Below are 26,048 nucleotides of genomic sequence, written 5' to 3' on the forward strand. Positions count from 1 at the left end.
CCCTCCTCAATAATATTGCCATGCGTGCTCATATTTTTGAATGAGGTTAGGATCAATTAATGTATTAGGTTCAAATGAAACGGTTTCCCCGTCCCTGTTTACAATTTCCCGATCTTCATCATTTCCAAACACGGTCAGGGACTTTAATAATTCACTCGTTAGAAATTCAGTTTCCTTAGTTATCTCAAGTTGACTTACATCAATAGGTTCGCGGCTTGCCATGACAAATCCCCAATCTCCGAAACTGGGAATCCCGACATGGAAGTTTTCAATATGAAGCCCTGTAGCTGCAACCGTCTCACTGATTGTCCAATAAACTTCCGTTGCAAAGACAGGACTCGTTGCTTGAATCATGGCTGCTCCGCCAGGTTTCAAGTGATTTCTAACGAGGGAATAGAATTCTTTTGTATATAATTTATTGAGACTCTCGTTGTTCGGATCAGGTAAATCAATAATAATCACATCATAAAACTGATCTGCTTTTTCAAGAAACTGAAATGCATCTTTATTATGAACGGTGACTCTCTCATCGAGAAGTGATCCTTCGTTTAAATTGAGTAAATGATGATTTGTCTTGGCCAGATTAGTAACAGAAGGGTCGAGATCGACAAGGGTAATCTCCTCTACATCTGAATACTCTAACAACTCCCGAGCCGCTAATCCATCACCACCTCCAAGGACGAGTACCTCTTCATGGCTTTCTGCTTGAGCCATGGGAGGATGGACAAGCGTTTCGTGATAACGGTGCTCATCTGAAGAACTAAATTGAAGCGACCCATTTAAATATAGTCGAGTATCTCCCTGTTCTTTAGTCAAAACGATTTTTTGATAGGCACTTTCCTCCATATAAATAATCGGGTCCTGGTAGAGCTTTTGTTCGAAGGAAAAGGCCATCTCTTCTCCGAAAAATAATCCGCCGACTAATAATATTCCGATCACTACAGCCGCTGAGACATGAAAGACCATTTTTTTAATTTCTTGCCTAAATAGGTACAGGACGACAACAGCAACTCCAAGATTAATACAAGCGACAAAGAAAGCACTCTTCACCATACCCATTTGCGGGCGCAAATAAAAAGCGAATAGCAATCCGCCAATTAATCCCCCAGCGTAATCTGAGAACAGCACTCTTGCAGTACTTCTGCTTAATTCCACGCCAATTTCATTCGCTTTTCGAATCAAAATCGGCAATTCCACCCCGGTAAGTGCACCGACCGTAAATGTGATTAAATATAAAAATAAGGCATCCGAACCAGCCGGGGCAAATGCTGTCATGCCAAACATCATAAAGCTGGAGAATCCGCCGATTAGCGCAACCATAAATTCAATCCATACAAATGTAATGATCAATTTCTTCATCACTTTCTCGCTCAAACTGGCACCGATCCCCATACCAGTTAAAAACAAGCTGATCGTCAACGTATATTGTTTCACACCATCTCCAAGTATGTATGAGCCCAGCGCGCCGAACAACACTTCAAAAATAATGCCGCAAATCGAGACAATTCCAGAAGCCCAATAAATTACCCTGCTCTTTCTTATGGCTTCGTTATTCATTGTTTTCACTCCTACATCAAACAACCGACTTTAAAAAGGCCACTATGAATCAGTAATCCATAGCGGCTCAAAACACATTCTTTTTTGATTAGAAAGTACACCTGCGCTGTTTATGTAATGGAGGCGCCAATTACAAAAGCCAGCCCGATTGATACACCCATCGAAACAATTCCAACAGCTGTATTATTTTCTTTGAGTTTGGACTCTACAGAAAACTTCCTCATGAATAATTCAAATAACAAGTAAGTAACCATTTGCAAGACAACCCCAACAGCACCCCAAATCAAGGTATCCCATAACGTAAAGCTATGATAAATGGCAAAGGATAAGATAATACAAATCCCAATAACCTTTCCTGAAATTGACATGGCGACAGCTTGATTTCCGTTACTTATTTCGTCCCAATCCTTATATTGCTTCGTAAGCCATTCAAACAAAACTAAACCAATCACTACAACAACTACGCCTAGAGCGAAATACCCTAATGTGGCTATAAATGGTTCCATTCCATTCCCTCCTTTATTTTCCTGCACCAGGTCCGCCGCCGCGGTTTGAAGAGCCGCGAAAAGAACCGGGTTTTCCTGAGTTGTATCCTCCGTACTTGTTATAACCGCCGTAGCAATTACCTGTTGACTGACAAGTTGATGCACGTTTTCTCGCCCAATCATCAGAGTCAAGCATTCGATTCAATAAGGAGTATGCTAATAATCCTTGGAAAAAGCTCGGTGAATAATGGTTTCGTACAAATTCGTCACTGGATAATTCAATTAAGACCAGACCGGGTTCCGCATCGCTTTCCTGTAAGATTACAAAGTGCTCTGGATAAACGAGTACTTGTTTCCCATCATTTCGTTCGCTTACTTCTTCAGGTGGAATATTCTTTTTAAGGAGCTCAGTAACCTTTGGCAGCGTGAGCTCCTGTGTCATATAAATTTCAGAAATTCCCCTGTCAGTCTTGACAGTATCAAGTAAAGGAAAACCCTTTCTGATTAATTCTTCAATGGATGAAGTATCCGTGTTATTAATGTTATCAATAATTTCATTCCGGGATGGTTCCTCAGGCAGCTCTTCATATGTATCTTCTGTATATGAACCAGAAATCCCTCTTGAATCACCATTATTTCCAAACATATTCATTCCTAGAACTACTGCGATGATCACAACGATTATAACTCCGCCAAAACCTCTCACGTGCAACCCCTCCCTTCATCAAAAAATACACGTGCCCAACGTACAGTCAGGCACGATTCATCTCCCGCTTTATTACTCTTTATTCATTCTCTTTTTAAGGGCAGCCAATTCATCATCTACACTATTTTTATCATCTAAAGCATCAAACTCATCATCGAGAGAACGATTTGATTTGGAGAGATCCTCACTTGTCTCAGCCTCCGCTTCATGCTGCATGACTTTCTCTTCCATTCTTTCAAATCCCTGACGTGACTCGTCACTGCCAATGCCGGACATCGTACGGTTCATCTTCGTGCGTGTTTTCGCTGATTCTGCTCTTGCTTTAAGCGAATCCTTTTTCAGCTTCATTTCCTGATACTCTTTCTTCATTTCATCAAGTTTCTTACGAAGATTATTAGAATCCTGCTCTGCACGTTCATGTGAAGCTTTAAATTGATCAGCCTGTTCCTGATGATTGTTTTTATCTTCAAGTGCACGACGGGCTAAATCTTCATTTCCTGCTTCAATGGCTTTCTCAGCCTGCTTCATGCGTTTGTCACTTAATGCCTGTGCGTCATCATATTTACGCTTCAGCATTTTTTCATTAGCGATTTGCTTAGCCACGGCACTCTCTGCATCACGGATGTCGCTCTCCATATCTCTCATGAATTGCTCCAGCATTTTCACTGGATCTTCAGCTTTATCTAACATAGAGTTAAGCTCAGCACCGACAACCGTTTTGACCCGATTAAAAAGTTTAAACATTTCATTTCCTCCTTATTATTTAGAACCGGCTATGATTTTTATTTCATACGCTTCAATATCATATCCATAGCTCACTTCAATTTCACTGCCCCAGGATTCTAAGGATAAGTATGTTTCCTCATCATTAGAAATATACTCAGCGTAACGAGTGGTCCGGCCATTTATATTTTGGCTCCGGCCTTCTCCCGTCACATATGCTTCACCCTCCTCATCCTTATGATAAGTGGTACCTTCATATTCAATTTGCTTGGGAAAGGAATCCTGCGGAAGCTTAATTGTCTCATATATACCCAGTTCCAGCACATCATCCATCTCTGCAGAAAGCCACTTTATATTAGTACCTTCCAGTAGTTGATAAGAGTACCATTCATAAGACCCGTCACGGTAAGTAATTTTACCGACCACTTCATAATCCACAAGGTCAAATGTGACGATATCACCTACCTGAATGTTAAGAACCGTTCTTTCTTTCACTTCGGGAGTTTCTGTTTTTTTATTTGAAAACAGTTTCGAAAAGAATCCCAAATGCTCACCTCTCTTCAACTAAGACCTTGTATCTGTATGTACGGGGTGAACCCGTACTTGGTTTCACTTTATTATAACTTTTTATAAAAAAACAGCAGAACGAAAGAAAGTCCTACTATTTGACAAGTTATGCTTTTAATAATTCATCCGCACTTGCATAATCAAGGCCATGGGCTTCAGCTACTGCTTGGTAGGTTACATAGCCGTCAAGAGTATTTATTCCTTTAAAGAGCGCTTCATTATCCTTGCTTGCCTGTTTGTACCCTTTGTTGGCAAGCTGCAGGGCATAAGGAACCGTCACGTTTGTCAAACCGATTGTTGATGTTCGCGGGACTGCCCCCGGCATGTTGGCTACAGCGTAATGTAATACTCCATGTTTTTCATATGTCGGATTATCGTGTGTTGTAATTCGATCAGTTGTTTCAAAAATCCCCCCCTGGTCGATGGCAACATCAACAATGACTGACCCTTCAGGCATCGATTTCACCATTTCTTCTGTTACAAGTTTAGGTGCTTTTGCCCCCGGGATAAGGACAGCTCCGACAACCAAATCCGACTCTTCAAGTGCTTCTTGGATATTTAATGGATTGGACATCAACGTATTAATGTCTGAACCGAAAATATCATCAAGCTGCCGCAAACGTTCAGGGTTCAGATCGATGATCGTAACATCAGCTCCTAGTCCCATTGCAATTTTGGCTGCATTTGTTCCTACAACCCCTCCACCTATGATGGTTACTCTACCTCTTCTTACACCAGGAATCCCCCCAAGCAGAACGCCTCTTCCACCATGAGATTTTTCTAAGAACTGCGCTCCGATTTGAGAAGCCATTCGCCCAGCTACTTCACTCATCGGAGTAAGCAAAGGCAATGAACCATTAGCCAGCTGTACCGTTTCATAAGCAATGGCAACCACTTTTCGATCGATCAAAGCTTTTGTTAATTCTGGTTCTGGAGCTAAGTGTAAATAAGTAAATAAGATAAGTCCTTCATAAAAGAAATCATATTCTTCTGGAAGCGGCTCTTTCACTTTCATAACCATTTCCTGCCCCCATGCTTCTTTTGCTGTGGAAACGATTGTAGCACCAGCTTCTTTGTATTGCTCATCTGTAAAGCTAGACCCAACACCTGCATTTGTTTCAACAAAAACCTGATGTCCGGAATTCTGTAAAGTAATCACTCCGGCCGGTGTCATAGCAACACGGTTTTCGTTATTTTTCACTTCTCTGGGCACACCTATTTTCACGAATACTCAACCTCCTACTTCGATTCGACCAGGGTAAACCTCACTTCCTGTCAAAATCAGCTATAACTTCATTTTTTACAAGTGAACAGAAGACTATTCTGTAAGCCCTTTCATTGTATCAAATTCATGTAAGAAACTGTAGTCATGGTCAAAAAAATGAAGGATCTTCTTTCAACGATATCGATTAATGACATCTAGCCCACCCGTGACTTCATAAATGGTCCCCGTTATCATATCTGACTGTTCTTCACATAGAAAGGCGATCGTTCGGGCTATATCCTCACCGGTTCCAGGTCTGCCGATCGGTGTTTTATCACCTTTTATTTTTTTGCCTTGTTCGATAGTCGCTTCCTTCATATCACCAGTAATATTGCCTGGACATACCATGTTCGATGTTATACCATTTTCAGCTTCTTCAAAGGCGATCGTTTTCGTTAATGATACTAAACCAACCTTCGCAGCAGCAAAGGCTGAGCGGTAGATCCACCCTGACGAGGTACCTGCCCCTTGAAAACCATAGTTAATAATTCGTCCAAACGCTTGAGTCCTCATAACAGGAATAATCTGTTTGAGTAAATAAAACGCAGCATCAAGATTCCCTCTGATCATATCGTTCCATTCGTCATCGCTGTAATCGACCAGCTTCTTTCTTTCAAAAATATAAGGGCCTGCATTATTGATCAGAAAATCTATCCGTCCAAAGCGGCCTACTGCTTTTTCAACCAGTTGTTTCAAATCAAATTGAGAAGTAACATCTACTTGAACCAACTGTATTCTATCTGATAGTTCACTATATTGTTCCAATAGCTCCTTAGCTTTCTTTTCATCTGTTCGATAAGTGACGGTAACCGTATGATCTGCCTTGAGAAATTGCTCTGTCACTTTCTTCCCCAACCCTTTTGTCCCTGCTGTAATGATTGCGTGCCGCATATGTATTCTCCCTTCTATTATCAGGTTGCTTATGTTCGATTTCGTTATGATCACTCTGTATGGGAAACATAGTTCCTTTTTTCGCCTTGGGTGTGAATACTGACCGTTTATACATATACTGTACTATAAACAAAGATTAAGGTTCAGCTAAATTGCCTCTATATGTATATTACGGAATATGAAAAAAATCACTAACCGCTTCATATGTAAGCACTGTCACAACTTTTATCGTGTTATAATAAAGGTAATTAACGGAAGGGAGAGTTCATGATGACATTTGAGTACAAAGATATCGTCGTCGCCGTTGATGGGTCTGAAACTGCGGAGGTAGCCTTTAATAAGGCCATCGATATCGCTAATCGGAATCAATCAAAATTGATCCTTGCCCACATTGTCGACACTCGTGCGTTTTCAACCGTAGAAGCATACGACCGTTCGCTTGCTATTCGGGCCGAGAAATACGCCACGGAATTACTTGAGGATTACCGAAGCAAAGCAGAAGCTGCAGGTGTAACCAATGTAGTGATTGATATTGATTACGGTTCCCCTAAAGTGAAAATCGCCAAAGATGTCGCTCCCAAGCACAAAGCCGATTTAATCATTTGCGGGGCTACTGGCTTAAACGTCATGGAACGCTTCTTTATCGGCAGTGTTTCCGAGCACATCATAAGATATGCGAGTTGCGATGTACTCGTGGTACGTGAAGATAACGCGGAAGAAGAATAAATGAAGCTAATTTCAGTATCTTTTTTCATTGGCTCCATACGAGAGAAGATGCTCGACTAAGAACATCCTCTCTCGTTTCTGCCAAGATGCTTATCTTTGTTCTTTCATTCAATAATCTTTCTGCACTTCTCTTACTACGTGAGTGATCTCGGGTAAGACCAGACTGTCCATTGCTAGTTTCACTGCCCCGCTCGACCCTGGTGTAGAAAAGACAGCCGTTCTGCGGGCTACACCGGCTGTTGCTCGGGATAAGAGCGCAGCCGAACCAATGTCTTCCGTATAACTAAGCATCCGAAATAACTCACCAAAACCAGGAATTTCTTTATCAAACATTGACGTCACGGTTTCGATCGTCACGTCTCTCTTTGCTATCCCCGTGCCCCCGTTAGTTAACACAACATCAATTTGTTCGTCCATAATCCCTTGCTGCACTGCATCCCTTATGGTGCTTATCTCATCTTTAACTATTAGATAATTGTTAACTTGATGATCCTTGGCTGTGAGCTTTTCGATCATTAATCGTCCACTCTTATCCGTTTCTTTCGTCCTTGTATCGCTAATAGTAACAACCATACAGCGCACTGCATGAGGTGCGTTTTGCTTGTGTTGCTCCACAGCCATTCTCTAGACCTCCTTCTCCATTAATAAATGACGGTATTGGTAAAATTTCATAGCGAATTCAGTCATTTGCTTCGTCAATTGGTAGTTGGAATAAGCCCCGACCGCTACACTAATAAGAGGAATGCCCTGGAATAGCTTTCTTTTGAACACGAGGATAAACAATGACTTGAATGCCTGCTTCATAGGCTGCTCAAACCATGTTTCATCCGTGAGCTGGTCCTCTCCTTCATATACATAGGGATGCTGAGTCAACTTGATTTCCTCTATCAATTGATCCCAAGCAGCTTCTTGCAGTCGCTTAGGCAGCATAGCTGCATGAAACACTTTAAACGAAATCATCATCTCATAGGGGTGATTCATCTCGTGACCAAATGTCAAGCCAACTAGCTGAACTGCCCGCAAATTCAATATGGTCATAAGCGGGAAGTCTATCCCCAGTAACAGCCACCCTCCCGTACCAGTTAACCCGCCTTGAGCAAACGAATACAAACGGCCTCTGGCTACCTGCTGATCTGCTATGTACGTTAGTTGATTGACATCAAGCTGCTTCATGTCTTCAATGTGAGTGACATTTGACTGAAAAATCCGCCCAACCATTAATATGCGTTCACGTGCATCGTTTTGGAAAGCAGAACTCTGAAGAAAAGCATGGGTATGAAATAGCCAGCCATCCAGTTTTGAAAAGAACTTTTGCTTTACTTCCGGACTGATGCGGCTAAAGGAGTCACGGATCCAATCATCGTACATCATCTCAAAATCATTGGCTTGATAACTCGACTGGTGCTCCCGCCACGTTTCAATCCCCTCTATCACTCTTTTCTTTGTCAAAAACACCCCTCCTTCAATACCTTTCACTAGCCTAATTGTAGCTCGTATCGATGAAAAATGAAAATGGTTTAGGAAGGTTGTTTATTCAAAAAAAGAGTTAGACATCGACTGTCTAACTCTTCTCCGATTTATAAGCCTTTTTCAACTGTATCGCGAGCAATCATAACCTCTTCATTCGTTGGAATGACCATCACTTTAACAGGAGAATGCGGATAATTGACAAACGCTTCTTTCCCACGCACCTGGTTAAGAGAAGGATCCCAATAAACTCCCATAAACTCTAAGCCTTTTAACACGCGTTCACGAATGGATGTACTATTTTCCCCAACACCTGCTGTGAAAATAATCCCATCAATCCCATGCATACGAGAAGCGTAGGAACCGATGTATTTGTGAATGCGATTAGCAAAAACCTCCAGCGCAAGTTCAGCACGCTCATCCCCCACTGAAGCTTTTTCCTCAATGTCACGCAAATCACTTGAGAAACCTGATAAAGCAAGCATTCCACTTTCTTTATTTAGCACATTCATCACTTCATTTGCTGATTTCCCTGTTTTATCCATAATGAATGGAATAAGAGCAGGATCAATATTTCCTGAACGAGTTCCCATCGTAACTCCGGCAAGTGGTGTGAATCCCATGGATGTATCAATAGATTTGCCACCTTCAATTGCTGCAATACTTGCACCATTTCCAAGGTGACAGGAAAGCAGACGAAGCTGTTCTACAGGGCGTCCAAGCATTTCCGCTGCACGCTCAGAAACATACTTATGGGATGTACCATGGAAACCGTACTTACGAATTCCATATTGCTCATAATACTCGTAAGGCAAGCTATATAAGTACGATTGTTCCGGCATCGTCTGGTGGAACGCTGTATCAAATACAGCTACATGAGGAACATTTGGCATTAGCCCCCTGAATGCTTGAATTCCGGTTAAGTTAGCAGGATTGTGCAGTGGAGCAAGGTCAGATACATCCTCAATTTCCTGGATGACTTCATCCGTGATCAAGACAGAATCACTGAACCGCTCTCCTCCGTGCACGACACGGTGTCCTACCCCATCGATTTCGTCAAGTGATTGAATAATTCCATGACCTGTCAGCTTATCTAAAAGTAAAGAAACAGCTTCACTGTGGTCGGGAATTTCTGTTACAGTTTTATCTTTTTCACCATTAAACTCTATTGTAAATACAGCATCATCTAGTCCGATTCGCTCTATAAGTCCTTTTGTCACGACGGTTTCCTCCGGCATTTCAATCAATTGAAACTTTAAAGAAGAACTGCCTGCATTTATCGCAAGAATATTATTCAACGTTGCTCATCCCCTTAAATATAGGTTCGTATCTTTCTGCCAATACCATTTAACCACCAGCCAGACTCGTTTTCAAGGTCTAAGGAATATGATAACGTTTACTTGATATATTTCTTATTTTCTCACTTTTCTATCGCTTTATAATCTTGAAACCACTGATTCATTTGAGCTAGAATATCCGCCATTGCGTCCGGATTCTTAAAGGACGGAAGCTGAACGAGCAATGCTTGCTTAGGTGCTGTTGTGGATTGACCTTTCTTTTGCAAAATTAAGATGCTTTTTCCGTGCTTCTCATCCTTGAATAGAGAGTCTGATAGCTGCAGCATCCCGACTATATGGGCTTCTTCCCTAAGAAACTCGTTGAGTTGCTGAGATTGATCACTGTCAAAGAGGAAGTTCGGTACAATAAACATTAAATAACCGCCGTCTTTCGTATAGTTTAACCCTTGTTCAATAAATAAATGATGGGCATACGAATGATCTTCTTCCGCCTTAAGCTTGTACTGTTTAGCCTGGCCATCATCAGGATAATAACCAACTGGAAGATCAGCAAACACAAAATCTACCGGTTCCATTAAAAATGGACGCAGACTATCCTGATGGAAAAACTCAACATGATTTTTTTGCAAGTTCGCATTAGCTAAAGCCAGTTGGATCAATGTTTGGTCTACTTCACTTCCGTAAGCTGTAATCTCCATATCAAGTTGATTGATGACAGCCGTCATTAAATTCCCTGTCCCGGCGGCTGGGTCAAATAATTTCAACTGCTCTTCACCTTCAAATAGCTTAGATGCTATATACCCCATAAACATAGCTACGGAATCGGGTGTAATGAGGTGCTGCTGTTGCGTTGCATCTTTCATTCCTTTTAATATTCCCAGCTGTATGGCTTTACGTACTTCCTCTTTGCTATATTCATCACTCTTTATTTTCACCAGCTGATTATTTAATTTAGTTGAGAGCTGGTCATCTATATCCTCAAAAGGCTGTCCGTTAAACAACGTATCCAGTGTTTCAGCAATTCCCTCCAGGTACGTAACATTCAAATCCATTTCAATGATTGTAGCTGTTTCATCGATCCAAATATATAATGCCTCTACGTTTTCTTGTTTCATCATGATCCTCCTGTCTCCATCATAACCTTATTTCATACGAAAGGAACGCATTGCGAATCTGCAAGGTATGCGTTCCTCAAACGTGCTTAATTCTAATTCTAACCATACCGGAAATAGGCATCCACTTCAACACTAAACCATCTCAAATACATGACTTCCCCAAGTCACCCAGACCGATCATCTATCCATTTAATTGCCTAAATGGTAAAATACATGGTGAATGATATGAAGGAGGCTTTCTCAGATGGATAACCAACGCAGAAATCTCTATTTTTATTACCACCCTGACCCTGAGCTGGAAGAGAAACTGGAACCACTTTACCGGCTGGCAAAAGAAAACGACTTTACGCTTGTAGACGAATCAAAAGATGCAAATATCATCGTATCGGTAGGTGGAGACGGTACTTTCCTCCAGGCAGTAAGAAAGACAGGCTTTCGACAAGATTGTTTGTACGTCGGAGTCAGGACAAAAGATGAAGCCGGATTGTATTGCGACTTTAATCTTGATCATTACAATGACATGGTTCATTCCATGCTGCACGCCGAACTTGAAGTCAGACGTTTCCCGGTTATTGAATCTACGGTAAATGAAGAATCGAGCTATCTTTGTCTTAATGAATGCAGCGTTCGTTCTACATTGATTAAATCAGTCGTTATCGATGTTTATATCGATGAGATTCATTTCGAGACGTTCAGAGGAGATGGCCTTATCGTAGCCACACCAACAGGTAGTACTGGCTATAATAAATCAACCAAGGGAGCTGTAGTTGATCCTAAACTTCCATGCTTCCAGGTCAGTGAACTTGCCTCATTGAACAATAATCGGTACCGGACACTTGGGTCTTCCTTTATTTTAAGTTCAGAACGTACTCTTCGTTTAAGCGTTCGGCAGGACGGCAATGATTACCCTATCATCGGCATGGATAACGAGGCATTTTCAATACGAAACATTCAAGATATCACTGTGAAATTAAGTGATAAGGTTATTAAAACAGTCAAGCTGAAAAATAACTCTTATTGGGAACGGGTTCAGCGCACCTTTCTATAAAAGGATTCATTTGGAAAAGCCGGGCAGACGATCGCCTGGCTTTTCATTTATACTCGCTGATACATAATTTCACCATCTACCACAGTCATCATTACCGTTGCATCGGTTAATTCATGCGGCTTAAGAGCAAATAAATCACGGTCTAAAACAGTAAAATCGGCAACGTAATTTTTTTCAAGGATTCCATGAGCATCTTCTTTCCCCATCGCATAAGCGCTCCCCTTCGTGTATAAAGAAACAGCCTCATAAACCGTCAGGCGCTCCTCGACCTGATACACTTCATTGTCGTAGGTGGACCTGCGATCGACTGCAGCCCGAATTCCAAGTAATGGATCGATCTCTTCGATCGGTGCATCCGAGCCACCTGCACAAACAATCCCTTCATCCAGCAAAGTTTTCCAGGAGTATGAGGTTTTTAGACGAACAAGACCGAGACGATCCATCACCCATGGGAAGTCTGAAGCAACAAAAGTCGGCTGAATATCAAGAATGACATTAAGCTGCTGGAGCTTGTTAATGAGAGACGGACTTAAAATTTGTGCATGGATAATCCGATCTCTCTCTCCCGTCTGAATCGGGTGTTCCATAATTACCTCAGCAATTGCCTCTACTGCTGCATCCCCGATTGCATGAACGGCAACAGGCATCTGTCTTTGTCGTGCTTTAAGGACGAGTTCTTTCAACTGTTCACGAGTATAGATAGCTACACCTTGATTCCCTTTATCATCGGCGTAATCTTTTGTGAGCCAGGCAGTTCGTCCACCAAGCGCTCCATCCGCGAATATTTTCATTGCCCCAAGTTCAACAAAGTCCGTACCTTTTTTAAAACCTAAACCCTCTGCATCCATATCCTCTATAACTCCATGATGTACGAGCAAATGAGCCCTGAATTTCACATCTTGACCATTAATGACATCGGTAAAGACGTCAAATGTTTTCTTAAAGCCTCCATAATAATTGAGATCCTCACTATGACCGCCCACCAGTCCGTGTGCATGCATATCACTGACAGCAAGCTCTGTTGCTTTTCTTAAATAGTGGGGGGTCACTTCAGGTGTTGCCTTTTTAATTAATTCCTGTGCTTGGTCATGAAAGTACCCTGTTAGTTCAAGGTGTTCATCTCGCACAATCACTCCGCCTTGAGGGTCGGGTGTTCGCTCTGTAACACCTGCAAGTTCCATTGCTTTTGAATTGGCTAATAAGGCATGACGGCAGACTCGCGTAAGCATCATAGGATGGTCTTTAGTGAGTTCATCTAACTCTTTTTTATGTATAATTCGTTTGTCTTCCCATTGGTTCTCATTCCATCCTTCTCCGATGATCCATTTACCTTTTTCAAGCTGTTCAGCATGAAGGCTTAAAGCTTGCTTCACTTCCTCAGCAGATTTCATAAATGACAAATCAAGCCGCATTAATCGTTCTCCATGCCCGATGATATGAAGGTGACTGTCTGTAAAACCAGGGTACATCACAGCACCCTTTAAATCGATTTCTTCTGTTATCGAAGGCTGATATGCAGCATAAAGTTCCTGGGTGTACCCTGTCGCTACAATCGTTCCTCCATCAGAGATAACGGCCTCTACCCAGTCTCCTTCTTCTTTCATCGTATATATTTTCCCACCATACCATAACTTCATATGTCTGCCCCTTCCCATTATTTTTATATTTACCATACAGGAATTCACATCACATTGTAAATTAAGAGGCAGACGCAATTTGCCTATCGCGCTTATCATCAAACCCATCATATACTACGAAAGCCCACCATGCTAAGCGCATCGTGGGCCTTTTTCTAAAGTAATTCATCAAACTCATCTTTTTCCGTTTGGTTTCGATCCATTTCAACAACAACGGATTGATTGATAGCCTCTGCAATATCCTGACTAAAATCAACTTTGGATTCATAAAAATTGGCTTTTTCTCTTGTGGGCTTCGTTTTAGGAGCTTTCGGTACAAAGATGGTACAACAGTCTTCGTAAGGCAGCACAGATATATTATAAGTACCGATTTTCCTGGAGACCTCGATAATTTCAAGCTTATCCATTGCTGCTAACGGGCGAAGGATCGGCAAGTTGGTTACTTCATTAATCGTGTTCATGCTTTCCATTGTCTGGCTAGCCACTTGGCCAAGGCTTTCCCCGGTGTTTAAGGATAGAATTCCCTCTCGATCCGCTAGTTGCTCACTAATTCTCATCATCATTCTTCTCATGATCGTCATACTGTAACCTTCAGGCATTTCCCGGTGAATTTTTTGCTGGATGTTCGTAAATGGGATGATATGGACTTTAACCTTCGTACCATATTTGGAAAGTTCGCCTGCGAGGTCCAGCACTTTTTGTTTAGCCCGCTCACTTGTATAAGGTGGGGAGTGAAAATGTATCGCCTCTAGTTCAACTCCACGCTTCATTGTCAAAAAACCGGCTACAGGACTATCTATCCCTCCTGATAGAAGCAAGAGTGACTTGCCAGATGTCCCAACAGGGAGACCACCTGCTCCAGGGTAATCTTTTGCTGTAATATATGCGGCTCCATTTCTTAACTCTACTTTTAACTCAACATCAGGGTTATGAACGTCAACAGTGATCCCTTCTGTATTCGAGAGCACATAACCTCCGATAATATGATTCAGATCTTGAGAACCAATCGGAAAATCCTTGTCCGCTCGTTTTGATGAGACCTTAAAGGTACGTGCCTCTGGTGCATCGTTTATGGCATATAGGGCCGCCTGTTTAATTTCTTCCTCACTCTTATTAACTTTAATAGCAAAACTTAATGTATGAATGCCAAAAACTTGCTGACACTTTTTCATGACAGGATGAGGGTCTGTCCCGTTTAAAAGCACATACATTCGCTCTCTTTTTTTAGAAACCCGAACACTTGGAAACTCTTTTAACTTTTTAATCAGGTTACTTTGCAGTTTACTTTCGAATTTCCTCCTGTTCTTCCCTTTTATAAACATTTCACCATAGCGAATTAATATATGATCAAATTCCATAGTTACCTCCTTATTGATGCGTTACATGAACAACCGCACTTTTTAGTGCTTGTACAAACTGATCGATTTCAGCTTTTGTATTTTGATAAGATAAGCTTATTCTCAGAGAAGATGTAGACCTTTCAGCTTCTAACTTGCACGCCTCTAATACAGCACTTACATCTGACTGCTTAGAAGAACAAGCTGATTTTGTTGAAATATATATTTCGTTCTCGGCAAGTTTATGGATGAGCACTTCCGGTTTAAAACCAGGCAGTGAAATATTAACGATATGCGGTGCACCATTTTCAGGGGAATTTATCACCAAGCCATCAATTTGCCGGAGTTGTTGTTTTAAATCACCTTGCAACGCTTTTAACTCCTGCAAATGGTCCTTCTCCTTCTGCTTGATTAACCTTATAGCCTTAGCCAAAGCTACGATTCCCGGAAGATTCTCTGTGCCAGCCCGCTTCTCTTGTTCTTGCCTTCCTCCATGTAATAAAGGAAACAAAGAAACATTTTTCCGAACAAAAAGTGCTCCTGTTCCTTTTAAACCGTGAATTTTATGACCAGATATCGAGACTAAATCAATACTCCAATCCTTTATATGAATGGGTACTTTTCCTAGTCCTTGGACATGATCGACATGGAAAAACAACTTGGGATACTTGTTAGTAAGCCTACCGATTTCCTCGATAGGCTGAACGGTTCCTATTTCATTATTTACAGACATCACACTGACTAAGATCGTGTCCTTACGAATAGCTTTATCAATTTCGTCTGGATCAACATGGCCTGCTTCATCTACGTTCACATACGTTACCTCAAACCCAAGTGATTCCAACGAATGGAAAGCTTCAAGAACGGATGGATGCTCTATTGTAGTCGTAATCAAGTGTTTCCCTCTATTTTGATGCTTCAAAGCAATTCCCTTTATAGCCAAATTATTCGCCTCTGTTCCTCCTGAAGTAAACAACACTTCACTGGCCTCAAGTTCCATCAGGTCAGCTACTAGTGTCCGGGATTTTGTAAGCAGCCTTTCAGCGTCACTACCTAGCTGATGAACGGAAGATGGGTTAGCATAAAAGCTTTCAGCAGATTTCATGAAGCTCTCAAGAACCTCTGGCAATGGTTTAGTTGTAGCACTATTATCTAAATATATCAAAAGGAAGCACCTCTTTCCTATTTCGCAGTACATTATCGTACCATAACAAGCGGGCAAATTAAATGTTTATACTCAAAAATAAGAGCTAGCACCCATTCGAGGATACTAGCTCCGTTAATCGTGCCTATTTATTTTAAACGGGTACTTGCTCTCCTTCTTTGATCCGGCTAAGTGCCTCTGGATCCACTTCATTAATGGCCGAACTAGCTCTATTCAACGCTTCTTCATAACGATAGGATCGGAAATCATTTTCCGCTTCAAGTAATTCAGCTGCAAGCAGTGGGTATTGACTGCGATATCGATTCCCATACTGGATCAACCGTTCTACGAGGTGAGCTTTTGTAATAACAATCTCAGCTTCTTTATTTATCGCTTCTGTTTCCTCAATAGCTTTTTCAAGCTTAAGATTTACTTCTGCCATATCAAGCGGCTGAGTCTCCAAACTTCGAAAAACCTCATCAATATCTTCGCTAGCTCTTTGCATTCCTTCAAAGAAATAGATGGGGATTCCTGGTAAATTACTTCTCTTCAATCGGCGATGGGTATCGAGGATCAGCTGCTCCATTTCGGACAGTCTATTCTTAGCATCCATTTCATCCTTTCGAAGGGTTTGAATCCGTTCATTGAAAGTACTATGTTTCTCTTTTACCTCTTCTAGTTGTTCCTGTGCTTCTTCAAGTTCTTTACGCAGCTCCGTAAAAGATGTTTTCCCATCTTCGAGTTTTTTATCGAAGCTCAAATACTTCTTCTTCAATAACATCATAGATTGGTCAATACTATGGTACGTATCAACGTCATCCGTTTCCATTTGATAAGTTATTTGTAACCTTTCTAATTCTTGCTTCGTTTCTTCGAGTATGGTTTCTAACTTCTCAAGTGAGGCCTGAAAGGATGGATGCTGTTGTCCTACAAATGTATGAGCTAGGGCTTCTTGTTCCAGTGTTTGATAGATTTCTTGAACTCGAACCTCTATCTCATCAATAAGAGATTGCACATCTTCTTGATCTCCCTTTTCTAAACGTTCGACAGCATTTTTCAATTGTTCTTGATAATTTTCCACCTCTGGCTCTAAGCTTAGATGAGAGACACGATAGCCGTCTTCTTCCATGTCTTTAATTCCTGCTAGGAGCTCAGTTAACTGTTCTGGAAGTTCCGTTTGACTTTTTTTCAGACGGTCAGGGAAAACAGCTGCTTCTTCAGATAAAAGGCTAAGCTTTTCACGAATAGAGTGAACAAGGTCATTTGCCTCCAAATAGTTCCCTTGCTCGATTTCCTCTTCGTACTGCATTAATTCAGTCTCAAGTTCTTCGGTTCTCGTTTCAAAAACCTGAACCGCTTTACCGTATTGATAACGGTTATGTATCAGCTTCTTCTTTAGTTCCTTCAGGTCGGGCGCCAGAGATTCAAGTTCCAAACGGCTGCTTTTCTCCGAATCAAGCAGCATTTCCAATTCATCGAACATCTCTTCAATATCCCGCTCAACTGATTTCAATTCATTTTCTGTGTGGTTCAAGGCTTTTCTTACCCGCTTAAACCGATAACGGTCAGCTGCCTCTTCCGCATCAAACAAATGCTCTTCTAAATCAGGAAGTTCTCTGGTTAGAATTTGATCCCAGCGGTTACGCCACGTCTCAAACCGCTCCTGGGTTTGACCCGAAAGGTTTAATGATTTTACACGGGATAGTTCCTCTGTCACATTTCGATTCATGATATCCATCTTCCATCCTTCTAAACGGTCGACTTCATCATACACTTTTTTTCGCCAGATCAATCCAATGATGATCAGTGCGATTAGTACTAGAATGCCCCCAATGAAGTACCTCATAAACAGCCTCCTTACAAAATGCACGTTCACGGATCATTACGATCATATTAATAAAATTTAGATACTTCTTATGATATCATGTATGTAATCATTTTGGCTAAAATATTTCAAATTTATTAACATATTGACAATTAATGCAAGGAAAGCAGGTGAAAGTTTATGATTGACGGTCACGTACACTCTCCATATTGTCCACACGGGACTTCTGACTCCTTTGATTCCTATGTGGAAAAGGCCATTGAATTCGGGTATGATTCATTGACGTTTACTGAACATGCCCCTTTGCCCTCTTCCTTCATTGATCCTGTTCCATTAAGAGACAGTGGGATGGATGCAAATGCGCTTGAATCATATATCAGGGATTTAGAAAAAGTGAAGAGATCCTATGCTCCTGATATTAATGTACAGATAGGACTGGAAGTTGATTATATTCGAGGATTTGAGAAAGAAACTGAGAGTTTATTAAATGAATACGGACCTTCCCTTGACGACAGCATCCTATCTGTCCACTTTCTCCCCATTCATAATGATTGGTACTGCATAGATTACAGTTCGGATATGTATAAAAGTGCTCTTGCGGCTATTGGTGATCAGTGGCAACTCTATAAACTATATTTTGATATACTCCTTCAATCTGTTTTAACTGATTTAGGCTCCTTCAAGCCGAACAGGATTGGACATATGACCCTTATTAAAAAATTTCAGAGGTTATATGAACCGCCGCAAGGATGGGAACAAATGGCTGAATCCTTACTTGAATCTGTCAGGAACAAAGGGATGACTCTTGATTATAATGGAGCCGGTATAAAAAAAGAACAATGCAAAGAAGCCTATCCGCCAATAAACATCGCTCGGAAGGCTTCCGCAAAAGGAATTCCGCTTATTTATGGTTCGGATGCACACAACAGTTCTTCGTTAAAGCAAGGCTATTCATCTATTGACACTTCTATTATACGCTAAAGACCCGCCTCGCCTTCAACGCTTTACGTTCCATCATGAGTGAACTGTAAACGTCGATAAAATGAGAAACAGAAGTATCTGTTAAAAGGGACTCCTGGAATTCAAGCGGCATTACAAATGGAGCATTTAACAGACCTTTTAGCTGTACCAAGCATAGCTTTTCTTTATAAGTAACCTCAAGTTTGCTCGATTTATTAAATAGAAGTTTTGTGAAGAGATGGTTCTCTTTAGCTAAATAGGTGACTAACATTTCTCTGGCAAAAACAGTGTTCAACGTTAATTCACGATTCACCAAACAGGAAAGTTGATAATGTTCCTGCTTATATTGTAAAATTCTTTTCACTAATGATTCTAAATTTTGCTCCAAATTTGCATTTAGTTCTTGCTCAATCATCTCAAGGTACGGTTCAAAGTAATGAACGGCTAAAGACTCAAACAACCCTTGTTTACTCTTGAAATAGTAATGAATCAATGACACGTTAACCTGTGCACGGTTGGCGATATCCCGGACAGATGTTCCGTTAAACCCTTGACTATAGAAAAGCTGGCTGGCGACATCTAACACCTTTTGTCTTGTTGTATTTTGACGGTTCATCATTGAATTCCTCCTTACTAGAGGAGTTCCCCATTATCCGTTAAAATCCTTTAAGAATCGTACATCAATTCCCGACATTCCGGCAGGAATCCTGTCGAAATAATTAAATCATAGGAGGCTTTATCATGTTTCAGACCACACAGTATAAAGGTACAAAACAAGAACAATATCACCTGCTCATTAAACAGCTTGATGCACTGCTCGAGGGTGAACCCGATCAAATAGCCAACCTGGCAAATGCATCTTCCTTGCTTAATCAATTTCTAGAAAATGTGAACTGGGTCGGTTTTTATGTGTGGAGAGAGGATGAGCTGGTCTTAGGACCATTCCAGGGGCTCCCGGCATGTGTCCGTATTCCAGCTGGTAAAGGCGTCTGTGGAACTGCTGTTTCGGAAGGTACCTCTCAACGAGTTCACGATGTGAATGCTTTCCCGGGACATATTGCTTGTGATGCAGCCAGCCAATCAGAAGTTGTCGTTCCTATCTTCAAAGATGGTTCTATATACGGTGTCCTCGATATTGACAGTCCGTCTGTAGGCAGATTTGACGATACAGATGAAGAATTTCTATCGTTATTCGTTAAAACTCTTGAAAAACATCTTTAATAGTATGATTTAGGCTCTCTTAATAACTTAATAACAGATTACAGCCGCTCTTCTATATGATGGAGCGGTTTTATTGTTTCTTATTCGAGAATTTAATGTAAGCTAATAGTCTGGACAGGATTCATCCTTGACTTATATCTATAAAAATTCTATAATAGCCTTTGTGTAAAATAAATGGCAGCCTATGTGAATCCGGCGACTGTCTTCATTTTGTTCCTCGTTTAAGAGGTGCATCGCGTAACTCTCTGCTGCTGGAGCGATGGTGCATGAAAACAAAATGTACAGCGTTACAAGGAACACACTGTTTTTATTTTATGCAAAATAAAATAAAAGAGGAGGAAATACCAATGGCACGTTATACAGGATCAACCTGGAAAAAATCACGTCGTTATGGCATTTCTTTAAGTGGAACTGGTAAGGAACTAGACAAGCGTCCTTACGCTCCTGGACAGCATGGTCCAAATCAAAGAAGAAAACAATCTGAATACGGACTTCAGCTTCAAGAGAAGCAGAAGCTTCGTTTCATGTACGGCTTAACTGAGCGTCAATTCCGTCGCTTGTTCGAAGAAGCTGGTAACATGAAAGGTATTCATGGTGAGAACTTCATGATTCTCCTTGAATCTCGTTTAGATAACCTTGTGTACCGTCTAGGTCTAGCACGTACGCGCCCACAAGCTCGTCAGCTAGTAAACCACGGTCACGTAACTGTTGATGGCGGCCGCGTAGATATTCCATCATACCGCGTTGCCCCTGGCCAAGTAATTGGTCTTCGTGAGAAATCACAGAACCTAAACATCGTACAGGAAGCTGTTGAAGTGAGCAACTTCGTACCGGAGTATCTTTCTTTTGATGCTGATAAGGCAGAAGGATCTTACTCTCGCTACCCTGAGCGTTCTGAACTTCCAGCTGAAATTAATGAAGCTCTTATCGTTGAGTTCTACTCTCGTTAATAGCCTATTCTATGAAAACCACCCCATTCAGGGTGGTTTTCTTTTATGAATAAAATGGCAAAAACCGCCACCTCAGGTCATCCAATAAATGGGTGACCTGAGGTGGCGGTTTTTGGTAAATAATGAGCAATAAAAATACTTAACTAAGGGTAAGCTTAAATGAAGTAGCCTCTCCAGTTCCACTCAAGTCATGCAAAAACTAGTCAATCGACTCAGTGACCCCCACAACGTAGGGTAGTTCGGCGTTGGAACAGGACCGTTCTTAGCCGAACTTCCTTAAATGTCGAACTACCCCTGTCGTGACTACAGGCACTTGCCCATTATCTTTAAACGTACCGAATTAAAAAGTATTTTTTCTTTCCTCTGCGAATGATGGTAAACTTATCTTCAATCCGGTCCGTTTTGTTAATTGTATGTGATAGTTCCTGGTTTCGTTCCCCATTAATATAGACGGCCCCGTTCTTAATATCTTCTCGCGCCTGGCGCTTGGAAGAAGAAATTCCAGCTGCAACTAACAATTCAACCAACGCTGGTTCTTTTTCCTCTGAGTGGTATGCCGGCACATCTTTGAAACCCTGTTCGATCTCTGCCCCGGAAAGGGATTTTATATCTCCGCTAAACAAAGCTTCACTAATTCGCTCTGCTTGCTTCAAGGCATCCTCATCATGTACAAGTCGTGTCATCTCTTCAGCAAGACGACGTTGAGCTACCCGTTTCTCAGGCTGTGACTCTACTTCCTTCTCAAGATCAGCGATTTCGTCATGGCTTAAGAATGTAAAATACTTCAAAAACTTCACCACGTCACGATCATCGGCATTGATCCAAAACTGGTAGAATTCGTATGGAGTCGTTTTCTCAGGATCTAACCAAATGGCCCCTCCGGCTGTTTTACCAAATTTGGAACCATCTGCTTTCGTAATCAAAGGCATCGTTAAGCCAAAGGCTTCCGTTTCTTGCTCCCCGGCAGATGACCTGCGAATGTATTCAAGCCCTGCAGTTATATTTCCCCACTGGTCACTGCCGCCAATTTGTAGTGTACAATTTTCTTTTTCGTTTAGCTGTTGAAAGTCAAGAGCCTGTAAGATCATATAACTAAATTCCGTAAAGCTTATGCCGCTTTCAATACGAGACTCAACAGAATCTTTTGCCAGCATGTAATTGATACCAAAGTGTTTTCCTGTATCACGAAGGAAATCAATTATAGTCATCTGCGATAGCCATTCGTGGTTGTTTCTGGCGACAGCTGCGTTTTCTCCTTTATCAAAATCAAGCAATTTCGCAAGCTGCTGGCTCAATTTTTCGCTATAGCCAAGTACAACCTCAGCCGAGTTCAACTGACGCTCTGTAGACCGCCCGCTGGGATCTCCTATCATTCCCGTTCCGCCGCCAACTAAGGCAATCGGCCTGTGTCCAGCTTCCTGAAATCGTTTCAATAACAAGGCCGGAACTAAATGTCCAATGTGAAGACTGTCACCCGTTGGATCAAACCCGCAGTACAGTGTTACCTGTTTTTCATTTAAATGTTTACGTAATCCTTCTTCGTCGGTGATTTGATTAACCAAACCACGTTTCTCTAAATCTGTTAAGATATCCAATCTTCAACACCTCTGTTTTCTTGAAATTTTTAAAAAACAAAAAGACCTCCTCCCTAATAAAAGGGACGAGGTCTTTTCGCGGTACCACCCTTGTTGCACATAACATGCCACTCCATTGATAACGGTTGAACAATCAACCGTCTTCCGACCCTGTCAGAAGACTGCTCCAGACCGTAATTCAAGAGTAAATATATGCTGACTTCCAGCAGCCGCCAGCTCTCTAAAAAAGGGATTTACTCTCTACTTCAGCCATTCATCACACGAATAATTAAACTGTATTCAATTATTATCATAACTTGATTAAAAAGGCAACAGTGAATTTATGTAGAACCATGTCTTAAAACGACGGATATGTTATAATGTAGTGTGGAATTTAGGAGGGTTTTTAAATATGGGGAACAATAAAAAGTTTGATTTTCAGTATCTTAAGTCCCTTTGGGAGAGGGGAGTCATCCAAAAGAATACTCGCATCGGCTACGATGTGGCTTGGAATATTATATTATTTTTTATCATTATTGGAGTCGTCGGACTATTCTTCGCAGGCGGTGTCGGAGCTGGATATTTTGCCTCTCTCGTAAAGGACGAGCCTATGAGAAGTGAGGCAGAGATGCGGGAAAGTATATATAACTATGAGGAAACATCAGAGATTTATTTTGACGATGAAAACTACTTAGGAAAAATCCAATCGGATATATACCGTGAGGAAGTTTCTATAGACCAAATGAGTAAGCATCTGAGAAATGCGGTTATTGCAACAGAGGATGCCTACTTTAATACACATAATGGCGTTGTCCCTAAAGCTGTCATGCGTGCGATCATGCAAGAGGCTACGAACGCAGCAGTTAAAACAGGCGGTAGTACATTAACGCAGCAACTCGTGAAAAACCAAATTCTAACAAATGAAGTATCTTTTGAGCGAAAAGCAAAAGAAATGCTAATAGCCCTAAGGGTCGAGCGTTTTTTTGAGAAAGAAGAAATTTTAGAAGCATACTTAAATATTGTTCCCTTTGGCCGTAACGCAAACGGCCAAAACATAGCGGGTGCTCAATCAGCTGCTGAAGGTATATTTGGTGTAAGTGCGAAGGATTTATCCATCCCTCAAGCTGCTTTTATCGCAGGGCTCCCACAAAGTCCCTTTGCGTATACGCCATTTAAAAATAATGGTGAAGTAAAAAGTGAGGAAGAGCTTCAGCCAGGAATTAACCGCATGAAAGAAGTACTACAGAGAATGTATGAAACAGAATCCATTACTAAGGAACAATACGAGAAAGCACTGAACTTTAATCTAGTAGAAAATCTAGCAGAACCTACAAATTCATCGTATGAGAAATACCCTTTCTTAACCGATGAGATTCATAGACGTGCGAAAGATATTATCATCAAGCAGTTAGTTAAAAAGAACGGCGATACTATGGAAGACCTGGCTAACAATGATGAGCTGGCAGAGGAATACAATATTCTGGCAGAAAGGCGTTTGAGTACAGGCGGCTTCAAGATTCATACAACGATAGACCAGGAGATTTATGGTGTTCTTCAAAAAGTAAAAAATAATTACAATCGTTACCCTCGAAACAAGACGATTACGGTTACAGACCCTGAAACTGGAAAACAGGTTCAAAAAGTAATCCTTGGCCAAGTGGGGAGTACAGTTATTGAGAATTCCACTGGTAAAATAAAAGGGTTTATTGCTGGTCGTGACTTTGATCAGATGCAAGTGAACCATGCCACTCAGAGACCGCGTTCGATTGGGAGTACTATGAAACCACTGGCTGTATATGGACCTGCTATTGATATGGGGCGCCTTCAGCCCGGATCAGTGCTTGCTGACGTTCCTTATCAATATCGTGGTACAAGCGATGATGTTACAAACTACAGCATGGGGTACCACGGACTCGTATCGGCACGATATGCATTAGCTAAATCCTATAACGTGCCGGCGGTTAAAGCATATATGAAAATTATTGACGAAAACCCAGCTAAAAATTATTTAGAAAAGATGGGGATCACAACATTGAGTGAAGAGCACTATACGAACCCTTCCCTGGCACTCGGTTCTGCACTCATTAAGAACTCAGAAAACACTAATGCTTACGCTACTTTTGGAAACATGGGAACATTTGTAGATGCCTATATGATCGAGAAGATTGTAACGAAAGACGGAGAAGTTTTCTATCAGCATGAAAAAGAATCTGCAGAGGTCTTCAGTCCTCAAGCTGCCTACCTGACGATTGATATGATGCGGGATGTCTTACAATACGGTACAGCAGCAGGATTAAAGGGTCAGCTTACGAATCCCGGTGTAGACTGGGCGGGTAAAACAGGAACCTCTCAAAACAAAAGAGATACATGGTTTGTAGCCACCAACCCTAACGTGACCGTGAGCATGTGGATGGGTTATGACCGTAAGGAAAATTTACAAGATGTTCCTAACTATAGTGGAAGAAATACAGCACTATGGGCTGATGTAGTCAACGCTTTATCAGAAATCCGACCTGAGCTGATGATACCAGACAGTGGATTCCAGCGTCCGAATGGGATCGTGTCACGTTCTTACTGCGCGACATCAGGATTATTAGCTTCTGAGCTATGTTCCTCAGTAGGACTAGCTAAAAGTGACCTCTATATCCCTGAATACGCTCCTACGAAAGTGGACGACAGCTTAATTAGTGGTAATTTTGTCAGAGTGAAGGACAAACTAGTGGCTGCCGGAGGTAATACGCCAAGTGAATTTGTGATAGACGAAGGCGGCGTCACTCTGAGCCCAGAATTTATCAAAGAAAACAACTATGATTCACAATCGACGTTAAATTATCTGATTCCAAATAGAGGGGCCTGGGAGAATGTTGCACTTCCTTCCTCCGGATCGTTATCAACGTCATCGTCTATAGAAAATGATGGGAAGAATCCTGCAGCTCCAAGCTCTGTTTCAGTAAGCTCTTCAACCATTTCCTGGTCCGCCTCATCAAGTAATGATGTTGTCGGTTACAGAGTTTACAAGGCTTCTAAACCCGGAGGCTCATTCTCAGTAATAGGAAGTACGACTGAGACTTCCCTTAACTTCTCTGGTGGAGATGGTGTTTATGCAGTCAGAGCCGTAGATTATTTCGGTCAATCTTCGGGAAATTCATCTACTGTTAAGGTGGGTGATCCTGGAAAACAATCATCCAAACCAGAGAAAGAGGAAAAGGAAAAACAAAAACCTAAACAAGATCAGCAGTCAGAATCTACAACAGAGCAATCTGAAACTAATGATGCGAGTTCATCATCAGAAGAACCTGAAAGCAATAATGGTTCACAAGAGGAGAATGCTTCTGAAGAAACCTCTTCAGAACAAGAATCTACGGAAAGTGAAAATGCTTCTTCAGATTCTAACACGGAAGACCCTAACAAACAGGATCAAGACGATTCTGAAGAATAGATCACACCATTCATATCTACTCCAGTCCTGTGCCAGGGCTGGAGTTTTCTTATGCAGATGATTTAAAATAACAATCAATCATGTATAATGTGAAGAGTAGATAAGAAATCCCTC

The 26,048-nt window shown here is 41.4% G+C and carries 23 protein-coding genes and 1 other annotated feature; of the genes, 6 read left to right on the plus strand and 17 right to left on the minus strand.

The genetic code is table 11. The annotated features are described in order from the left end of the window. Positions 1-6: 6 nt before the first annotated feature. The 7 genes from P9989_RS13985 to P9989_RS14015 form a co-directional block, all read right to left on the minus strand. Positions 7-1,557, minus strand: coding sequence for a polyamine aminopropyltransferase (locus P9989_RS13985; protein ID WP_283075500.1), 1,551 nt, complete (start codon positions 1,555-1,557; stop codon positions 7-9). Positions 1,558-1,667: 110 nt separating this feature from the next. Beyond that, a complete protein-coding gene (locus P9989_RS13990; protein ID WP_283075501.1) occupies positions 1,668-2,063 on the minus strand; it encodes a DUF350 domain-containing protein in 396 nt (131 codons plus the stop codon). 13 nt (positions 2,064-2,076) lie between these two features. Continuing rightward, positions 2,077-2,748 (minus strand): DUF4247 domain-containing protein, encoded by a 672-nt coding sequence (locus P9989_RS13995; RefSeq protein ID WP_283075502.1) that lies wholly within the window; start codon positions 2,746-2,748, stop codon positions 2,077-2,079. Positions 2,749-2,820: 72 nt separating this feature from the next. Beyond that, a complete protein-coding gene (locus P9989_RS14000; protein ID WP_283075503.1) occupies positions 2,821-3,492 on the minus strand; it encodes a PspA/IM30 family protein in 672 nt (223 codons plus the stop codon). 15 nt (positions 3,493-3,507) lie between these two features. Then, positions 3,508-4,017, minus strand: coding sequence for a DUF4178 domain-containing protein (locus P9989_RS14005; protein ID WP_283075504.1), 510 nt, complete (start codon positions 4,015-4,017; stop codon positions 3,508-3,510). A 127-nt stretch (positions 4,018-4,144) separates the two neighbouring features. Next, the gene (ald, locus tag P9989_RS14010) at positions 4,145-5,263 is read right to left on the minus strand and encodes an alanine dehydrogenase (RefSeq protein WP_283075505.1); all 1,119 of its coding nucleotides are present in this window, start codon (positions 5,261-5,263) and stop codon (positions 4,145-4,147) included. 171 nt (positions 5,264-5,434) lie between these two features. After that, positions 5,435-6,193, minus strand: a complete 759-nt coding sequence (locus tag P9989_RS14015; protein ID WP_283075506.1) for an SDR family oxidoreductase — start codon at positions 6,191-6,193, stop codon at positions 5,435-5,437. Between the two features lie 270 nt (positions 6,194-6,463). On the opposite strand from P9989_RS14015, the gene P9989_RS14020 reads away from it, so the two are divergent. Further along, positions 6,464-6,919 carry a universal stress protein gene (locus tag P9989_RS14020; protein WP_283078925.1) on the plus strand — a complete coding sequence of 152 codons (456 nt, stop codon included), beginning with the start codon at positions 6,464-6,466 and terminating at the stop codon, positions 6,917-6,919. A 108-nt stretch (positions 6,920-7,027) separates the two neighbouring features. On the opposite strand, the gene P9989_RS14025 is transcribed toward P9989_RS14020, so the two are convergent. The 4 genes from P9989_RS14025 to P9989_RS14040 form a co-directional block, all read right to left on the minus strand. Further along, positions 7,028-7,540 (minus strand): MogA/MoaB family molybdenum cofactor biosynthesis protein, encoded by a 513-nt coding sequence (locus P9989_RS14025; RefSeq protein ID WP_283075507.1) that lies wholly within the window; start codon positions 7,538-7,540, stop codon positions 7,028-7,030. Positions 7,541-7,543: 3 nt separating this feature from the next. After that, positions 7,544-8,368 (minus strand): EcsC family protein, encoded by an 825-nt coding sequence (locus P9989_RS14030; RefSeq protein ID WP_283075508.1) that lies wholly within the window; start codon positions 8,366-8,368, stop codon positions 7,544-7,546. A 128-nt stretch (positions 8,369-8,496) separates the two neighbouring features. Beyond that, the gene (locus tag P9989_RS14035) at positions 8,497-9,684 is read right to left on the minus strand and encodes an acetate kinase (RefSeq protein WP_283075509.1); all 1,188 of its coding nucleotides are present in this window, start codon (positions 9,682-9,684) and stop codon (positions 8,497-8,499) included. A 122-nt stretch (positions 9,685-9,806) separates the two neighbouring features. Next, positions 9,807-10,799 (minus strand): class I SAM-dependent methyltransferase, encoded by a 993-nt coding sequence (locus tag P9989_RS14040; RefSeq protein ID WP_283078926.1) that lies wholly within the window; start codon positions 10,797-10,799, stop codon positions 9,807-9,809. Positions 10,800-11,043: 244 nt separating this feature from the next. Here P9989_RS14040 and P9989_RS14045 point away from each other — a divergent pair, with 244 nt between their 5' ends. Beyond that, the gene (locus tag P9989_RS14045; RefSeq protein ID WP_283075510.1) at positions 11,044-11,847 is read left to right on the plus strand and encodes an NAD kinase; all 804 of its coding nucleotides are present in this window, start codon (positions 11,044-11,046) and stop codon (positions 11,845-11,847) included. Between the two features lie 47 nt (positions 11,848-11,894). Here P9989_RS14045 and P9989_RS14050 read toward each other — a convergent pair whose 3' ends face one another. From P9989_RS14050 to ezrA, 4 genes are all read right to left on the minus strand, one after another. After that, positions 11,895-13,484 carry an amidohydrolase gene (locus P9989_RS14050; protein WP_283075511.1) on the minus strand — a complete coding sequence of 530 codons (1,590 nt, stop codon included), beginning with the start codon at positions 13,482-13,484 and terminating at the stop codon, positions 11,895-11,897. Positions 13,485-13,639: 155 nt separating this feature from the next. Next, positions 13,640-14,842 (minus strand): tRNA uracil 4-sulfurtransferase ThiI, encoded by a 1,203-nt coding sequence (thiI, locus tag P9989_RS14055; RefSeq protein ID WP_283075512.1) that lies wholly within the window; start codon positions 14,840-14,842, stop codon positions 13,640-13,642. A 10-nt stretch (positions 14,843-14,852) separates the two neighbouring features. After that, positions 14,853-15,986, minus strand: coding sequence for a cysteine desulfurase family protein (locus P9989_RS14060; RefSeq protein WP_283075513.1), 1,134 nt, complete (start codon positions 15,984-15,986; stop codon positions 14,853-14,855). A 133-nt stretch (positions 15,987-16,119) separates the two neighbouring features. After that, positions 16,120-17,811, minus strand: a complete 1,692-nt coding sequence (gene ezrA, locus P9989_RS14065; RefSeq protein WP_283075514.1) for a septation ring formation regulator EzrA — start codon at positions 17,809-17,811, stop codon at positions 16,120-16,122. A gap of 159 nt (positions 17,812-17,970) precedes the next feature. Here ezrA and hisJ point away from each other — a divergent pair, with 159 nt between their 5' ends. Next, positions 17,971-18,771, plus strand: a complete 801-nt coding sequence (hisJ, locus tag P9989_RS14070; RefSeq protein WP_283075515.1) for a histidinol-phosphatase HisJ — start codon at positions 17,971-17,973, stop codon at positions 18,769-18,771. On the opposite strand, the gene refZ is transcribed toward hisJ, so the two are convergent. Beyond that, a complete protein-coding gene (refZ, locus tag P9989_RS14075; RefSeq protein WP_283075516.1) occupies positions 18,761-19,369 on the minus strand; it encodes a forespore capture DNA-binding protein RefZ in 609 nt (202 codons plus the stop codon). The genes hisJ and refZ overlap by 11 nt on opposite strands. A gap of 122 nt (positions 19,370-19,491) precedes the next feature. On the opposite strand from refZ, the gene P9989_RS14080 reads away from it, so the two are divergent. Both P9989_RS14080 and rpsD read left to right on the plus strand, forming a co-directional pair. Continuing rightward, positions 19,492-19,971, plus strand: a complete 480-nt coding sequence (locus P9989_RS14080; protein WP_283075517.1) for a GAF domain-containing protein — start codon at positions 19,492-19,494, stop codon at positions 19,969-19,971. Positions 19,972-20,318: 347 nt separating this feature from the next. Beyond that, on the plus strand, positions 20,319-20,921 hold the full coding sequence (gene rpsD / locus P9989_RS14085; protein WP_283075518.1) for a 30S ribosomal protein S4: 603 nt from the start codon (positions 20,319-20,321) through the stop codon (positions 20,919-20,921). Between the two features lie 326 nt (positions 20,922-21,247). Here the strand turns inward: rpsD and tyrS are convergent, their stop codons facing one another. Then, positions 21,248-22,516, minus strand: a complete 1,269-nt coding sequence (gene tyrS, locus P9989_RS14090; RefSeq protein WP_283075519.1) for a tyrosine--tRNA ligase — start codon at positions 22,514-22,516, stop codon at positions 21,248-21,250. A gap of 58 nt (positions 22,517-22,574) precedes the next feature. Then, positions 22,575-22,782: a binding site (T-box leader), on the minus strand. Positions 22,783-22,907: 125 nt separating this feature from the next. Here tyrS and P9989_RS14095 point away from each other — a divergent pair. Further along, complete coding sequence (locus P9989_RS14095) at positions 22,908-25,934, plus strand: transglycosylase domain-containing protein (RefSeq protein WP_283075520.1); 3,027 nt, start codon at positions 22,908-22,910, stop codon at positions 25,932-25,934. Positions 25,935-26,048 lie beyond the last annotated feature (114 nt).

Source organism: Halobacillus naozhouensis (assembly GCF_029714185.1).
Lineage (GTDB): Bacteria > Bacillota > Bacilli > Bacillales > Halobacillaceae > Halobacillus_A > Halobacillus_A naozhouensis.

Coding starts and splice junctions, on each gene's coding strand:
- hisJ (WP_283075515.1), top strand. CDS start 17,971: ATGATTGACGGTCACGTACACTCTCCATATTGTCCACACGGGACTTCT.
- P9989_RS14000 (WP_283075503.1), bottom strand. CDS start 3,492: ATGTTTAAACTTTTTAATCGGGTCAAAACGGTTGTCGGTGCTGAGCTT.
- refZ (WP_283075516.1), bottom strand. CDS start 19,369: ATGATGAACCGTCAAAATACAACAAGACAAAAGGTGTTAGATGTCGCC.
- P9989_RS14050 (WP_283075511.1), bottom strand. CDS start 13,484: ATGAAGTTATGGTATGGTGGGAAAATATATACGATGAAAGAAGAAGGA.
- ezrA (WP_283075514.1), bottom strand. CDS start 17,811: ATGAGGTACTTCATTGGGGGCATTCTAGTACTAATCGCACTGATCATC.
- P9989_RS14040 (WP_283078926.1), bottom strand. CDS start 10,799: ATGAAACAAGAAAACGTAGAGGCATTATATATTTGGATCGATGAAACA.
- P9989_RS14095 (WP_283075520.1), top strand. CDS start 22,908: ATGGGGAACAATAAAAAGTTTGATTTTCAGTATCTTAAGTCCCTTTGG.
- P9989_RS14020 (WP_283078925.1), top strand. CDS start 6,464: ATGACATTTGAGTACAAAGATATCGTCGTCGCCGTTGATGGGTCTGAA.
- thiI (WP_283075512.1), bottom strand. CDS start 14,842: ATGGAATTTGATCATATATTAATTCGCTATGGTGAAATGTTTATAAAA.
- P9989_RS13985 (WP_283075500.1), bottom strand. CDS start 1,557: ATGAATAACGAAGCCATAAGAAAGAGCAGGGTAATTTATTGGGCTTCT.
- P9989_RS14080 (WP_283075517.1), top strand. CDS start 19,492: ATGTTTCAGACCACACAGTATAAAGGTACAAAACAAGAACAATATCAC.
- P9989_RS14015 (WP_283075506.1), bottom strand. CDS start 6,193: ATGCGGCACGCAATCATTACAGCAGGGACAAAAGGGTTGGGGAAGAAA.
- P9989_RS13990 (WP_283075501.1), bottom strand. CDS start 2,063: ATGGAACCATTTATAGCCACATTAGGGTATTTCGCTCTAGGCGTAGTT.
- P9989_RS14045 (WP_283075510.1), top strand. CDS start 11,044: ATGGATAACCAACGCAGAAATCTCTATTTTTATTACCACCCTGACCCT.
- P9989_RS14025 (WP_283075507.1), bottom strand. CDS start 7,540: ATGGCTGTGGAGCAACACAAGCAAAACGCACCTCATGCAGTGCGCTGT.
- rpsD (WP_283075518.1), top strand. CDS start 20,319: ATGGCACGTTATACAGGATCAACCTGGAAAAAATCACGTCGTTATGGC.